This is a genomic window from Plantactinospora alkalitolerans (assembly GCF_015690345.1).
Taxonomy (GTDB): Bacteria; Actinomycetota; Actinomycetes; order Mycobacteriales; family Micromonosporaceae; genus Plantactinospora; species Plantactinospora alkalitolerans.
On record NZ_JADPUN010000269.1, the window covers coordinates 1 to 14,855 of the forward strand.

A 14,855-nucleotide genomic window follows, 5' to 3' on the forward strand; every position below is an offset into this window, starting at 1 on the left:
GTCCCCACCCAGCGGCGAATCTGAGCCTCAGAATGCCCCCTGGTCAGCGACAGAACTGTCACAGAAGTGATTTGAGGGGTGTACAGCAAGCGACACGACCGTCATGATCTGATGTGTACCGCTACCGGACTCCTACCGATATGAGTTTCATCTTGCTTCCTCGGTCGGTTGCGGGTCGTCCGAGAGCAACTGTGGTCATTTACCGGGGAGGGGTTTGAGCCTTGGAGGTTCGCCTGCCTGAGCCGGGCGACGCCCTTACCGGCGTCGAGATGTTCGCCGGCCTCGAGCCCGAGGTACGTCAGCGGGTCATCGCCGCAGCGGTCCCGCGCACCTATCGCAAGGGCCAACTGTTGTTCGTGGAGAACGATCCGGGCGAGTCCCTGATCGTGCTCCGCCGGGGCGCGGTCGCGGTGTTCCGCACCGCACCGACCGGAGAGCGAGCCGTGCTCAACGTGATCCGCCCGCCAGACGTGCTCGGCGAGGTGTCCCTACTGGATGCCTCCACCCGGTCCGCGTCCGCCGAGGCCATTGAGGACTGCACCGCCCTGGCGCTGTCCCGCGGGGCGTTCATGGAACTGGTGCACTCCAATCCGCGCATCCTCGACGCGGTGATGCGGTCGCTGGGCGGGCTGATCCGTCGGCTGACCGAGCAGAACGCGGATCACGTCTTCCTCGACCTGCCGGGACGGGTCGCCAAGACGCTGGTCCGGTTGGCCGGGGAGAGCCAGGCGCCGATGATCACCATCGAGCTGAACCAGAGCCAACTGGCCGAGATGGCCGGCGGCTCGCGGCAGAGCGTCAACCAGGCCATCGGGTCGTTCGCCAGCCGAGGCTGGCTGCGTACCGAGGGGCGCCGGATCGTGGTGACCGACGTCGCGGCCCTGCGCCGACGCGCCGGCATGGCCGACCGCTGACCCGCCCGACGGGCGCTTACCGCCCGTCGCCGTTCCGGCCGCCCGTCGTCGTTCCGGCCGTCCGTCCTCGTTCCAGCCGCCCGTCGTCACTCCGGCCGTCCGCCGTCACTCCGGCCGTCCGCCGCCTTCCAGCCGTCCGCCGTCACTCCGGCTCGCCATACCGCCGCCGCCCGATTCCGGTCCGGACCGAGTACGGGCGTTCCGGAGACCGCCACGGCCTCCGAAACGCCCGATCGCGCTCGATCCGGTGACGACTCAGGTCGCCCCGGGCCAGTTCGTGCTCGCACCGCCACCGCCGCCGCCACCGGTGGGTCCGGGCCAGTCCGGGCCCTCGCCACCGACGATCCCCGCGGCCTGGAGCTTCGCCAGCGTGGCGGCGTCCACATCGATCATGTCCCCCTGGGAGTGCCCGACGCCGTCGCCGTCGGTCCATTCCCTTTCCAGTCGGACGTACACCATTGCCCATCTCCCTGATAATCCGTCGATCGGTAGGCGCCAATGACTGTATCTTGGAACACTATCGGGCGAACTGTCCGCTAGCTAACAGGCCGGTTCCTGACAGACGCGCAGACGGTGATACTCGGCGGTGGCGATTCGCCCGACAATGCGGCGGTCGAGAACCTGCCGGAGCCGTCGGCCAGTACGACCGGACGGCACCGCCGCCGCCGTAGGACAGCAGGCTACTTCGACGCTGTAGGAGGTCGGCATCTCCGCTCTATGCACCAGGTGCGGCCGGACCACCGCCGTCGGCGACCGCTTCTGCGGCGGCTGCGGGACCGAACTGACTCCGGCCTGCCCACATTGCGACCAGCCGCTCGCCGCCGACGCGGCGTTCTGCACGGCCTGCGGCAAACCCCGACCGGGGCGACCCGGCCAGCGGGCGGCGGGCCCGCAGGAGGATCGGCGGCGGGTCAGCGTCCTGTTCGTGGACCTGATCGACTTCACGCCGTACGTCGAACGCGCGGATCCCGAGCTGGTCCGTGGCATGCAGACCGCCTTCTTCTCGACGGCCCGCCGGGTCATCGGCCAGTACGGCGGGGTGGTCGAAAAGTACATCGGCGATGCCGTGATGGCCCTGTTCGGCGCGCCGGTGGCGACCGAGACCGACCCGCTGCGCTGTGTGCGTGCGGGTCTGGAGTTGCAGCGGGTGCTGACCCGGTTCACCCCGACCGGCGCCGACCACCTGCGATTCCGGATCGGGGTGGCGACCGGCGAGGCACTGGTGGACGTGGCCGCCGCCCGGGACGGCGGCCAGGCGATCGTGGCCGGTGACGTGGTGAACACGGCCTCCCGGATGCAGTCGGTGGCGCCGCCCGGCGGTGTCCTGGTGTGCGGCACCACCCACGCGCTGACCAGGGATGCGATCCGCTACGAGGAGCAGGCCCCGGTGACCCTGCGCGGGCGGTCCACGCCGACCGAGGTCTGGCTGGCGCTGGCCCCCGTCCAGCGGCAGCCGCCGGACCGGGAGCCCGACACCACTCCGTTGATCGACCGCGAGCACGAGCTGGGGCTGCTGGTAAACGCCCTGCACCGGTCCATCCGGGACCGCCTTCCGCAGATGATCACGGTGCTCGGGCACGCCGGAATCGGCAAGAGCCGGTTGGTCCGCGAGCTGTTCCGGCACACCGAGCGGCTGACCGACGAGCCGCTGACCTGGCGGGTCGGCCGGTGTCCCCCGTTCGGCGAGAACGTCACCTTCGCGGCGCTGGCCGACATCGTCAAGGCCGAGGCAGGCATCCTGGACACCGATCCGGCCGCCACCGCGACCCGCCGGCTGGACTCGGCGCTGGCCGAGCTGGTCGGGCCGGGTGAGGCGGACCGGCTGATGGACGCGCTCCGCCCGGTGGTCGGGCTGCCCGGACCGACGTTGCCGGCCGAGGAGTCCGAGTCCGCCTGGCGGCGGTTCCTGGTCGCGCTCGCCGCCCGCCAGCCGACCGTGCTGGTCTTCGAGGACCTGCACTGGGCGGACGAGGCGATGCTGCACTTCGTCGAACTGCTCGGGGCGTACGCCCAGAACGTGCCGCTGCTGCTGCTCTGCACCGCCCGACCCGAACTGGTCAACCGGGAGCCCAGCTGGGCGGGGACGACCAGCGGCTCGTTGATCATCACTCTTCCTCCGCTGCGGGACACCGGCATCGCCTCGCTCTACGGCCACATCTTCGGTCAGGCGGCGTTCTCGACCGACATGCTCAGCCCGCTGGTCGAGGTGGCCGACGGCAATCCGCTCTACGCCCACGAGTACGTCCGGATGCTCATCGAGCAGGGTGCGCTGCGCCAGTCGGGACGGGGCTGGTCGCTGGAGAAGCAGCACGACATGGCGATGCCGGACAGCGTGCACTCGGTGATCGCCAACCGGGTGGACCTGCTCGACGGCCCGGACCGGACGGTGCTGCTCGCGGCGTCGGTGGTCGGCATGCAGTTCTGGCCCGGCGCCGTCGCGGCCGCGCTCGGCCAGCCCGTCGAGTCCGTCGAACGGGCCCTGCGCCAGTTGGAGCAGCGCGACTTCGTCCACGAGCAGGCGTCCTCGACCATGGCCGGCCAGGCCGAGTTCCGGTTCCGGCACGTCCTGGTCCGCGACGTCTGCTACCAGCGGCTGCCCCGGACCGAGCGGGTCGCCCGGCACGACCGGACCGCGGACTGGCTGGACAGCATGTCCCGGGGCCGGGAGACCGACCTGGCCGAGGTGCTCGCCCACCACCGTTGGGCGGCTCACGAGATCGCGCACACGCTCGGCGTCGACACCGACCGGTACGCCCCGTCCGCGCAGGACGCGCTGCACCGGGCGGCCCGGCGGGCGTACGCACTGCACGCGCTCGACGCGGCGGCCAACCACGCGGCGCGGGCGCTCGGGCTGGCCGACGACACCGATCCGGTCGGCCGGCTGCAACTGGAGCTGCTCAGTACCGAGATCTCCTACTTCCGTGACGGCACCGCCTTCCTCGCCGGTGGCGGTACCGATCAGTTGCACACGCTGGCGGACCGGCTCTTCGCGTACGGCGAGCACGGCGGGGCGGCGCGGGCCTGGACCCTGCTCGGCCAGGCCGCCTGGCTGCGGGCCGACCGGGCCGGTGCACTGGCCCGCCTCGACCACGCCGTCGAGCTGTTCGACGCGCTGCCGGACACCGCGCACAAGGCCGACGCCTACGCCGAGCTGGGCCGGCTGCACATGCTGAACTACGAACGCGACCCGGCGGTGGCCGCGGCCGGCGCGGCGGCCGACATCGCCGAACGGCTGGGACTGATCGAGACCCAGACCGACGCCCGGATCACCGTCGCGACCGCCCGTTACCAGGCGGGCGACCGGGCCGGGCTGGAGGAGTTGCGCGAGATTCTGCGGTTCTGCCAGGCCCACCAACTGCTCGCGCTGCCCAGGGTGGTGCGCAACCTCTCGCACGCGATGCGGGAGGAGGGCGACTGGATCCAGGCCAGCGAACTGACCGCGTCCTGCGAGGCGCTCACCGAGGGCGGAACGCCGATCACCGGGGGCTCGGCGGAGGCGCTGCGCGCCTACTGCGAGGGCGACTTCGGCAAGCTGCTGACCGTGGCCGACGCCTTCGTGGACACCCCGGACGGCCGGTGGGACATGCAGGTTCGCGGCGTACGGGCGTACCTGCGGGTGCTGCGCGACGAGCCGGTACCGGGCGAGGTGGCGCCGAGCTGGCCGGGTGAGCCACCCGTCGACGACGTCACGGACGCGCTGGACACCGCCCGGCGCAGCGGCTTCCACCGGTTGCACTGGAACATGCTGGGTCTGGGCGCGCTGTGCCGGGCCCTGCAGGGTCGCGCGTCCGAGGCCGCCGGGCTGCTCGCCGAGCTGGTCGAGTCGTGGTCCGTGGTGCCGGCCCTGGCCAGCGGCGAGTGGATTCCCGCCGCCGCGTACGCCGCCGCGCTGACCGACCGGGACTCGGCGGTACGGATCCGGGGCATGCTGGACCGGGTCACCCACCACACTCCGTGGGTCGAGGCGGCGCTGCGTACCGTGACCGCGGCCCTGGCTGGCTCGGACGGCGATCACGGCCGGGCCGGGCAGCTCTACACCGCGGCGGCCCAGACGTACGCGCAGATTCCGGCCATGACCGACCGGATGCTGGCGCTGGCGCTGGCCGCCAGCGAGCTGACCCTGGCCGGTGCCCGCGCCGAGGCCGAACTGGCGCTGGCCGAGGTGCGCGCGTTCGCGCTCCGGAACCGGGCACCCGGCCTGCTCCGGCTCGGCCACGCCCCGCCGGCCGCCGACACGGCGCCGGTACTCGCCTCCTGAGCGCTCCCCTGTCCCCCGGTCCGGGCCTTCCCCGGGCGGCGGCAGGCGCGGCGGGGAGCAGGCGACGGCGGCGCGGTCAGGCGTGGCGCGGTCAGGCTGCGACGGACCCGGTGGTCGACTCGGCGGGTGGCTTGACGGTCGGGGTGGCCGTGGCCTTCAACTGCTGGTTCTTGATCTTCTGAGCGTAGATGTCGACGTACTCGCGCCCGGAGAGTTCCATCAGCTCGTACATGATCTCGTCGGTGATCGCCCGCTCGACGAACCGGTCACCGGACATCCCGGCGTACCGGGAGAAGTCGAGTGGCTCACCGAACCTGATCCGGACCCGCTTGATCCGGGGAAGCAACTTTCCGGGCGGCTGGATCTCGTCGGCGTTGAGCATCACCACCGGGATGACCGGTGCCCCGCTGTCCAGCGCCAGCCGGGCCACCCCGGTCTTGCCCCGGTAGAGCCGCCCGTCCGGGGAGCGGGTGCCCTCGGGGTAGATCCCGGCGAGGTTGCCGGCCCGCAGGACGTTCAACTGGGTCTCCAGAGCCGCCTGCGCCGCCCGGCCGCCCGAGCGGTCGACCGGGATGGTGCCGGTGCCGACGAAGAACATCTTCACCAGCCAGCCCTTCAGTCCCTTGCCGGTGAAGTATTCGGCCTTCGCGACGAAGGTCACTTTTCGCTTGACCATCAGGGGCATGAAGATCGAGTCTGAGAACGACAGATGGTTGCTGGCGATGATCGCCGGACCCGAGTCGGGCACGTTGTCTCTCCCCTCGACCTTCGGCCTGAAGATCAACTTCAGCCAGGGTCCGAGGATGAGGTACTTCATCAGCCCGTACAGCACCGGTGTCCTTCCCGAGCGTCCCGCGCATCCCCACGACGGCCTCAGGCCGGCGCGGTACGCGAAAAGCGTCGCACCGGAACCACGGGCCGCGGGCGGGAACTGTCGGCAAGAAGCCTACGAAGCGGTACGGCACGCCACAACGCACTCCCGGAACCAGTGGCCGGCGTGTCACGATTCATTGCACGGTTCGTTCGTCAGCCAACGACATGATCACGGTCGAGCACCACGGGCCGGTAGGGAGGGTGTCGGGTGTCAGCGGGTGGGGCTCGCCGGGGACGGCGGGACAACGGGCTCGAGGCGACGGAGTACGCCGTCGCCGGCGATGTGGATCCGCGGCTCGGCGAGCATCTGCTCGACGTGCTCGCCGCGGGCGGCATCGCCGCCTACCTCCAGCCGTCCGCCGACCTCAATCCGGTGACCCGCACCACCACCGTGCCGGCCCGGCCGGTCGACCGGCTCTACGTCGACCGCAGCTTCCTGGCCACCGCCCGGGACTACCTGACCCAGCTCGCCGAGGAAGATCTTCCGGACCAGCCCGCTCCGCAGCCGGACCCCGACGTGGAGGCCGAGTGGGCCCGGATCATCGCCGGGTACCACACCGAGGTCGCGGCGGACCACCGGTCCTGGCCAGCCGTCGAGGACGTCGCCGTCACCGAGCCGCCCGACCGGGCCGCCGAGACCACCCCGCCGACCCGACCGAGCCAGGACCCGTCCGGCCCGGTCGACACGGGCGTACGCCGGTTGCCGTCCGCCACCGACTTCTCCGGCATCTCGGTGGGTGGCCGGGCGGACGACCCGTCACTCCTCGACGGCCTGGACACCTTCGGCACGGATCTTCCGGACGGTCCGGAGGAGCGCTACGTACCACCACCGCCGCCGCCGCTGCCCCGGATGTCGAAGTACGCGGTAGTCGGTGTACTGGCCATCACCGCCGGGTTCGCCCTCTTCCTCTTCCCGTGGCTTCTTCCGATCGACCGGGCCCTGGTGACGATGCTCGGATTCGCCGGGATCCTCACCGGCTTCGTGACCCTGATCTGGCGTCTACGGCCGGGCGACGAGGAGGACGACGACCCGGACGACGGCGCGGTGGTCTGACCCCCGGTGTCCAGATCGCGAGATTCATCGCCCTGTGAAGGCAAGATGTAACACTCGCGTAATTTCCTATCAGTAGGAATACTGCGGTAAGTTACCTTCCCCTCACGACTACCCGATCGCTCTTCATTCGCGGTGGTCGCCTCGCCCGGAACGAGGTGCCCGAATGCGACAGAGTTCCCTCGTGGTGGTGGCCAATCGGCTGCCCGTCGACGACAGCGTGGCGCCGGATGGCGCCTGCGAATGGCGCCGCAGCCCCGGTGGGCTGGTCAGCGCCCTACATCCCCTCCTCCAACACACCCCGGCGACCTGGGTGGGCTGGGCCGGCAGCGCCGGTCCCGCACCTCTGCTCGCCGACATCGACGGCGTACGGATGCACAGCGTGCCGCTGGCCCGCGACGACGTACGCGACCACTACGAAGGCTTCGCCAACTCGACGCTCTGGCCGCTCTACCACGACGCGGTGGAGCAGCCGGTCTACCATCGCCGCTGGTGGGAGGCGTACCAGCGGGTCAACCAACGGTTCGCCGAGGCCGCCGCCGAAGCCGCCGAGCCGGAGGCCGTGGTCTGGGTGCAGGACTACCACCTGCAGCTCGTGCCCGGTCTGCTCCGGGCCATCCGCCCCGACCTGCGGATCGGCTTCTTCCTGCACGTACCCTTCCCGCCGCCCGAGCTGTTCATGCAGCTCCCCCGCCGGGCCGAGCTGCTGCACGGCATGCTCGGCGCCGACCTGGTCGGCTTCCAACGGGCCCAGGCGGCGCACAACTTCGCGCAACTCGCGACCAAGGTGCTGCAACTGCCGGCCACCGACCGCCGGATCGCGGTCGGCGAGCGGGTGGTACGGATCGGCGCGTTCCCGGTCTCGATCGACATGACCGAGATGGAGGCGCTGGCCTGCCGGCCGGACGTGGCCCAGCGAGCCACCCGGATCCGCCGGGACCTCGGTGACCCGCAGCAGGTGATCCTCAGCGTCGACCGGATGGATTACACCAAGGGCATCGAGCAGCGGCTGAAGGCGTACAGCGAACTGCTCGCCACCGGGCACGTCAAGGTGCGGGACACCGTGATGGTCCAGGTGGCGGTGCCGAGCCGGGAGCGCGTCGAGCAGTACCAGATCCTGCGGGAGCGGGTGGAGCGCGAGGTCGGGCGGATCAACGGCGAATTCGGCCGGGTCGGCGAACCCGCGATCCACTACCTCACCCAGCCGTTCGACCGGGCGGAACTCGCCGCTCTCTACCGGGCCGCCGACATCATGGCCGTCACGCCGCTGCGGGACGGCATGAACCTGGTCGCCAAGGAGTACGTGGCCGCCCGGGTCGACGACGGCGGCGCGCTGCTGCTCAGCGAGTTCGCCGGGGCTGCCGCGGAGTTCCCGCAGGCGTTCCTGGTCAATCCGCACGACCTGGAGGGACTCAAGTCGACCCTGCTGCACGCCCTCCAGGCCACCCCGGTCGATCTGACCGATCGGATGCGGTCGATGCGCGAGCACCTGCGGGTGCACGACATCCGGGCGTGGGCGCGGTCCTACCTGACCTCGCTGGACCAGACCGGGAACCTGGTCACCCAACTGGCCACGACCTGACCGGCCCGGCCTGACCGGCACGACCTGACCAGCACGACCTACCGGCACGACCTACCGGCACGACCTGACCGGCACGACCTGACCAGCACGACCTGATCGGCACGGCGTGGCCGGCACGGCCTGGCCGCCCATGTCCACGCCCGCGAACGGGTGTCAGGCGAGGGTGGCCAGGCAGGAGAACTGGGTGCCCACCGGCCGGTAGCCCAGGCGCTCGTTGATCGCGAGCATCGGGGCGTTCGACTCGGCGTTCGAGGTGTAGGCGACCGTGGCGCCGCGCTCGGCGGCCCGCCGCAGCGCCGTCAACTTCGCCAGCCGGGCCAGTCCTCGGCCACGGTGCTGCGGCATGGTCGCGGTCATGTCCGACCACATCCGGTCGCCGTCCCGTTTGACAAGCGAGAACGCGACGACGTCCGGGCCGGCCACGGCAGCGGTGCTGGCCACCTTGTCCAGGGCGACGTGGTCCCAGACCTCGTACCGCCAGGTCTCGTACGAGATCGCGTCGGCCGGTACGTCACCCGGCTCGTCCGCGCTGGCGGCGACGTGCGCCTCGTAGAAGCGTCGGTCGTCCAGGTCCGCCAGGGCGACCAGTCGGACGCCGTCCGGCGCCGACTCTCCGGGTGGCGGCGGGTCCAGCGTCAGTGCCGAGTAACGCGCCTGCCGGGTCGGCTCGAAGCCACGTTTCCGGGCGAAGTCCAGCGAGTCGGCCAGCGCCCAGGCCCGGACACGCAGGATCCCGAGCAGGCCGAGATGCTCCCGCGCCGCGCCGAGCAACGCGTCGCCGGCACCGCGCCGACGATGATCCGGGTGCACGTGCAGCAGCGAGATCTCGCCGAAGTTCGGCTCCGAGGTGGTGATGTTCCGGTAGGCGGAGGCCCAGCCGATCACCCGCCCGTCGATCTCGGCGACGAACGGGACCCACTGCTCGCCGGGCGGAGGCTCCGCGATCATCTGCCGGGTCGACGCCACCCCCCGGACCAGATACGGGTAGACCACCGCGCGCAGCGCCACCACCGCCGGAGCGTCGTCGGGCACCGCTAACCGGATCCGCACCGGGCCGTCCATCACACGCCTACCTCTACAGGTCCTTGTCCAGCCAGTCGAGGATCGCGTCGATCGGCTCCCGCCACCGGGCGTCGAGCATCATGTCATGGCCCATACCGGGAAACAGCAGCGGTGCCGCACCGTACCGCCCGGCTGCCCGGGTCAGCGCGGCCGGCGGTACGACCCGGTCGTCCGGGCTGCCGAGAACCAGCAGCGGCGGGTTACCCACGGCCGGCTCGGGTGCCCGGTGCCGGAGCAACTGCCACTGGGCCCGCGACGACGCCCGGCCGAGCCGGCTGGCGTAGTCCCGGGCCGCCGCGTCCGGCAGCTCCCGGCTGAACAACTGGCGGTGGTTCAACCGCAGCGCGCCGCCGAAGACCGCCGGCAGCGTACCGACGGGATTGCGGCGCAGCGCGGCGCCGAGCGTCCCCCAGCCGCCGAACACCGGAGCGACCAGCACCCCGGCCCGCGCCGGGTAGCGGGCCAGCGCGTGCGCCACCACGAGCGCACCGGCACCGTGCCCCACCAGCACCGCCTGCCGGGGCAGGCTCGCGGCCACCTGGACCACGTCATGGGCGTACGCCCGCAGCGTCGCCTTCGGCGCCGGGCCGCTGCCGCCGTGCCCGCGCAGGCTGACCGCGTGCGCCGGAAAGGCCCGCGACGCGGCGTGTTCGAGCCAGTGCTCGGCGAAGACCCAGGCACCATGGCCGAAGCCCGGCACGAAGAGCAGCGGCGGCTTGCCCTCGGGCGCCTCGGGCGTGGCGGCCCGTACCTCCCGGTACACCGGCGGCACCGGGCTGGTCCAGTCCGTCACCCGTACCACCCGGGTCTTCACGCTGGAACCTCCAACTCGTCGAGCGTGCGCTGCAACGCGCGCAGATAGTCGATGTGCCCGATCTCGAACCAGTGCCGGGTGCTCTCCTTGACCTTGGCGGAGTGCCACCGGGTACCGGCCTCGGCGTCGACCCGGGCCGTGAAGGCGCGGGCCCGGTCCGGCGCGTTCTCGCGCAGTCGCAGCCAGCGGGCGATCGCCACGGTCTGCCAGTGCACGATCGGGAACAGGCCGGAGTCGGGCTGGAGCAGGCCGGCGACGGCGAGCGTCGGATGGCGTCGGGGAAACGCGTTGAGGTAGAGCGCGGGCCGTCCCGAGGTGTCGATACCGAGCACCTCCGGGGCCAGGAACTCGAACCGGGGCAGGTAGCCGGTCGCGAGCACGACCAGGTCCGGCTCGACCTCCTGCCCGTCGACCAGGGTCACGCTGTTACGGCGGAACCGGGCGACGTCCGGCACCGGCGTGATCGAACCATGCCCGATGGAGTGCACCAGGTGGCTGTTCACGATCGGATGGGTCTCGAAGACCTTGTGATCCGGCCGGGGCAGCCCGAACCGGGTCAGGTCACCCACGGTCAGCTTCAACATCTGGTGGAACATCCACTGCCGCACCCGCAGCGGCAGCCGGTACGCCCCGGCCGCGTCACCGACCTGGTCGGCCGGGCGGCCGAAGGCGTACTTCGGGGCGTACCAGTAGCCACGGCGGGTCGAGTGCCAGCACCTGGCCGCCTGCTGGCCCGCCTCGACGGCGATGTCACAACCGGTGTTGCCGGCGCCCACCACCAGCACCCGCTTGCCGCGAAGCTGGGTGGCGTCCTTGTACGCCGACGCGTGGATCACCTGCCCCCGGAACTCGTCCAGGCCCTCGTACGCCGGCAGCTTCGGTGACCAGTTGTGCCCGTTCGCCACCACCACGGCGGCGTACCGGGAGGTGCGCTCGGCGCCGTAGCCGCCGGTGCTGCGGGTGGTGACATCCCAGCGGTCCCCATCGGCCGGCTCGACCCGGACCACCTCGGTGCCGAACCAGATGTGCGGGCGCAGGTCGAAGTGGTCGGCGTACTGCTCCAGATAGGACAGTAACTGGCTGTGATGCGGATAGTCCGGCCAGTTGTCCGGCATGGGAAAGTCGGGGTACTCGGTCAACGGCTTGGACGAGATCAGGTGGGTGCTGGCGTAGACCGGACTGCGGTCGTGCCGCCAGTTCCAGGCCCCGCCGACCCCGGTCTCCCGTTCGTAGCAGTCGGCGCCGAAGCCGTACTCCTTCAGGTTTTTTATCGCGGTGAGGCCGCTGGCCCCGGCGCCGATGACGCAGACCGTGCCGCCCCGGTCGTAGACCGGGCGCCCGTCCCGCCAGAGGGTCGCGCTCGACTCGTGGCTCTCCTGGTCACTGAAGGTGGACACCGAAGAATCTCCTTTTGTCCGGCACAGGTGCCGACGTGCGGGGGAATCCTCTCGGCTCCCCTCGCCTTTTGTCCAGCCCGCCGCGCGCCCGGAGTTGGGTACGACCCGCCAGTACCACGTCGATGGGTTTGCTCCGGCGTGACCACCGCTTCAGACCGCACCCTCAGCGGCGCCCAGGACCGGGCCGTCGTCACGGTGGCTCACCTGGTTGCTTCTTCCAGGGTCGCCAGGGTCTCGCGCAGCCACGCCAGCTCGGTACGCGTCGTGGCCGTCGCGATCGTGAAGAGGCCCTGCCGGAACGGATCCTCGAAGTCGGCGGCGCGCAGCGGCCGGTCGCCGTCCCAGAAGAAGCTGGCCGGCTGGGTGAGGAAGTCCAACCTGCGCCGCAGGACGACGGCCTGCGCCGACGCGTCTTCCAGGTGGCGCAGGAAGGCCAGCAGCGTGAACCACCGGTTCTCGTCGGTGATGAAGAGTTCGTCCGGCACGCGTAGCCGTTCCAGCAGCGCCGTCCTGCCGTCGGTGGTCAGCGCCAGCATGTGTCGGGGCGCGGCGGCTTGACCCGGTTCGAGTTCCCGGCTGAGCAGCCCGGCATTCTCCATCCGCTTCAGGAGTGGGTACAGCGTGCCGTCGGCGATGGGCCGTACGTGTCCGGTGAGCGCGGCGATGCGCTTGCGCAGCTCGTAGCCGTGCAACCGCTTCTCGTGGAGGAAGCCGAGGACCGCGAGTTCCAACATGATCGACATCATATCCTCTTGCCAAGGTACCTCGGAGCCGATGTACCTTGGCAGCTATGCGTAGCGTGAAGGTTCTTCCCGACGGCTCCTGCCTCCGCTGGGTCGAAATCCCCGGCACCCGCCCGACCCGCGTCTACCTCCACGGCCTCGGCGCCAGCTCCGCGCCCTACTACAGCGCGGCGATCACGCACCCGGACCTGACAGGCTCCCACTCACTCCTGATCGACCTGCTCGGCTTCGGCATCAGTGACCGACCGACGGATGCGACGTACACCCTCGGAATGCACGCCGACGTCGTGGCGCGCGCACTCAGGCTGGTCACGGTGACCGGGGCCGACGTGATCGGCCACAGCATGGGTGGCGCGGTCGCGGTCGCCCTCGCCGCCCGCCACCCGGACCTCGTACGCCGACTGGTCCTCGTCGACCCGCCGCTCGATCCGGTGGAGCAGCTGCCCACCACCAAACGTCCGGGAAGTTCAGGCATTGGCGTCTACCGGAGTGAGGAGGAATTCCTCGACCACGGCTGGGACGAGACGCTGGAGTTCGTCGGGCCACAGTGGGCGGCCACCATGCGGCAGGCCGGGCCACACGCGCTCTACCGCAGCGCCAGAAGTCTGCTGCACGACACCGTCCCGACAACCCGGCAGCACCTGGAAGCGTTGCCCATCCCCCGCACCCTGCTCTACCCGGCGGCCGACGGACCCCGCTCCGACGACGACCGGCTCACGGCCGCAGGCGTCACGGTGGTGCCCGTTCCCGACTGCGGGCACAACATCATGCTCGACAACGTGGATGCCTTCGCCAGGGCAGTACGGGCCGCGCTCCCCGCCGAGCCGCAGTACCGCCTTCCGGCCACCGCAACCACGTGAACAGCGTCGAGAACCGCCAACCTGACGGTAAAAAAGCCGCCGTGGGTTCACTCGAAACCATCCACGATGATCCCTGACAGCGTCGAACCAGCCGCTCCGGGGGTGTGCGATGGCGTCCAGTGGCACCTGGCGGCACCAACTGGGGATCCTGCTGGTCGGGGCGGTGGTCCTGGCGGGCTGTTCCGGCCCGGCCGAAGACGGCGATGCGGCCCCGCCGACCGGTACGCCCACCCCGGCACCCAGCACCCCGACGGTCGTACCGACCACCCCGGCCGCGCCGGCCGAACCGGAGTTCGAGGCGGAGGAGGTCGACGACCTCGGCAAGCTGTGCGGAACCGACGACGTCAGGTACCACCGGGCCGCCTCGTACCAGGGGGCCGCGCCGCATCCCCTCGCGGTGTTCGCCAAGGAGAAGGGCAGCAAGGGGTACGAGCTGCGGTACATCCCCCGCGACGACCCGCCCGGGTACGAGCCGGAGGGCCCCGAAGAGGTCGCGCTGTTGGCCTGTCTGACCAACGTCAAGAGCCTGCCGGTCGGCACCTGCCGCTACCGGACCGGCAACAGCACGAGGGGCGTCCGGACGGACGGCCAACGATTCAGGATCGAACTGTTCGCCCTCGCCACCGGGAAGCGGATCGTGAACCGGACCTTCGACGTCGACTTCTGCCCGCCCACCCTGATCACCTACCGGGGCGAGATCCCCAAGCGGCTGACGTCCACCCTGAACGACGAACATCTCTTCCAGATGTTCGACCGGTACGTCAGCCGCACCGCTCCCTGACGTCGGGGCAGCGGACGACCGTCACGCACGTGGGGGCGGCGACGGGTCGCCGTCGAGGCGGGCCCGGGTGATGGCGACGCGTGGTCGTACCCAGGCCAGGAAGCGGGTGTGCAGGGCCACCGGGTCCGGGCCAGAGTCGGGGTTGAGGGCGCTCAGGTCCACCATCGCGGCCTGGAGTTGGCCGGCGAGGTAGCAGGACAGGCCGGTCGGGTCGGCGGCGAACTCGACGGAGAGCAGGCTGCGGGCGCCGAGGCAGGGCCAGGCGACGGCACAGATCCGGCAGAGCCAGATCGGGCGTTGCGGCGTGTGCGGCCCGATTCCCGGGCTGGTCCCCTGGCTACTCGGCTGGTCGCTCGTCATCGCGGGCCGGATCCGGCCTGGTGTGCCCGGGCGGCTGTCCTTCGTTCGGCTCGGCCGACCAGTTGCGGGTGGGCGTCGAAGGCTCCGACCCGACCATGATTGCTAGGCCGGGCTGGGCGCTGATTGGTCGGGTCGGAGCCTTCGACGCCCACCCGCAACT

The 14,855-nt window shown here is 71.0% G+C and carries 13 protein-coding genes; 6 read left to right on the forward strand and 7 right to left on the reverse strand.

The features are described from left to right. The first annotated feature begins 221 nt into the window (after positions 1-221). A complete protein-coding gene (locus tag I0C86_RS31325; RefSeq protein ID WP_192771356.1) occupies positions 222-914 on the forward strand; it encodes a Crp/Fnr family transcriptional regulator in 693 nt (230 codons plus the stop codon). A gap of 255 nt (positions 915-1,169) precedes the next feature. Here I0C86_RS31325 and I0C86_RS31330 read toward each other — a convergent pair whose 3' ends face one another. After that, positions 1,170-1,373, reverse strand: a complete 204-nt coding sequence (locus I0C86_RS31330; RefSeq protein WP_196204923.1) for a hypothetical protein — start codon at positions 1,371-1,373, stop codon at positions 1,170-1,172. Between the two features lie 247 nt (positions 1,374-1,620). On the opposite strand from I0C86_RS31330, the gene I0C86_RS44790 reads away from it, so the two are divergent. Next, positions 1,621-5,172, forward strand: coding sequence for an adenylate/guanylate cyclase domain-containing protein (locus I0C86_RS44790; protein WP_196204933.1), 3,552 nt, complete (start codon positions 1,621-1,623; stop codon positions 5,170-5,172). 91 nt (positions 5,173-5,263) lie between these two features. Here the strand turns inward: I0C86_RS44790 and I0C86_RS31340 are convergent, their stop codons facing one another. Further along, positions 5,264-6,004: a lysophospholipid acyltransferase family protein gene (locus I0C86_RS31340; RefSeq protein ID WP_196204924.1), complete on the reverse strand. Its 741-nt coding sequence runs from the start codon at positions 6,002-6,004 to the stop codon at positions 5,264-5,266. Positions 6,005-6,253: 249 nt separating this feature from the next. Here I0C86_RS31340 and I0C86_RS31345 point away from each other — a divergent pair, with 249 nt between their 5' ends. Both I0C86_RS31345 and I0C86_RS31350 read left to right on the forward strand, forming a co-directional pair. Then, positions 6,254-7,099 (forward strand): DUF308 domain-containing protein, encoded by an 846-nt coding sequence (locus tag I0C86_RS31345; RefSeq protein ID WP_196204925.1) that lies wholly within the window; start codon positions 6,254-6,256, stop codon positions 7,097-7,099. Positions 7,100-7,262: 163 nt separating this feature from the next. Continuing rightward, positions 7,263-8,678, forward strand: coding sequence for an alpha,alpha-trehalose-phosphate synthase (UDP-forming) (locus I0C86_RS31350; RefSeq protein WP_196204926.1), 1,416 nt, complete (start codon positions 7,263-7,265; stop codon positions 8,676-8,678). 153 nt (positions 8,679-8,831) lie between these two features. Here the strand turns inward: I0C86_RS31350 and I0C86_RS31355 are convergent, their stop codons facing one another. The 4 genes from I0C86_RS31355 to I0C86_RS31370 form a co-directional block, all read right to left on the reverse strand. Further along, entirely contained in the window at positions 8,832-9,728 is an 897-nt protein-coding gene (locus I0C86_RS31355) for a GNAT family N-acetyltransferase (RefSeq protein WP_196204927.1), read from the reverse strand. A 25-nt stretch (positions 9,729-9,753) separates the two neighbouring features. Further along, entirely contained in the window at positions 9,754-10,554 is an 801-nt protein-coding gene (locus tag I0C86_RS31360) for an alpha/beta hydrolase (protein WP_323373964.1), read from the reverse strand. Further along, on the reverse strand, positions 10,551-11,951 hold the full coding sequence (locus tag I0C86_RS31365; protein WP_196204928.1) for a flavin-containing monooxygenase: 1,401 nt from the start codon (positions 11,949-11,951) through the stop codon (positions 10,551-10,553). The genes I0C86_RS31360 and I0C86_RS31365 overlap by 4 nt, the downstream gene beginning before the upstream one ends. Positions 11,952-12,151: 200 nt before the next feature. Beyond that, positions 12,152-12,685: a PadR family transcriptional regulator gene (locus I0C86_RS31370; RefSeq protein ID WP_196204929.1), complete on the reverse strand. Its 534-nt coding sequence runs from the start codon at positions 12,683-12,685 to the stop codon at positions 12,152-12,154. A 56-nt stretch (positions 12,686-12,741) separates the two neighbouring features. Here I0C86_RS31370 and I0C86_RS31375 point away from each other — a divergent pair, with 56 nt between their 5' ends. Together I0C86_RS31375 and I0C86_RS31380 are read left to right on the forward strand one after the other, a co-directional pair. After that, entirely contained in the window at positions 12,742-13,554 is an 813-nt protein-coding gene (locus I0C86_RS31375; protein ID WP_196204930.1) for an alpha/beta fold hydrolase, read from the forward strand. Between the two features lie 109 nt (positions 13,555-13,663). After that, on the forward strand, positions 13,664-14,335 hold the full coding sequence (locus I0C86_RS31380) for a hypothetical protein (RefSeq protein WP_196204931.1): 672 nt from the start codon (positions 13,664-13,666) through the stop codon (positions 14,333-14,335). 21 nt (positions 14,336-14,356) lie between these two features. Here I0C86_RS31380 and I0C86_RS31385 read toward each other — a convergent pair whose 3' ends face one another. Next, the gene (locus I0C86_RS31385; RefSeq protein ID WP_196204932.1) at positions 14,357-14,695 is read right to left on the reverse strand and encodes a hypothetical protein; all 339 of its coding nucleotides are present in this window, start codon (positions 14,693-14,695) and stop codon (positions 14,357-14,359) included. Positions 14,696-14,855: the final 160 nt, after the last annotated feature.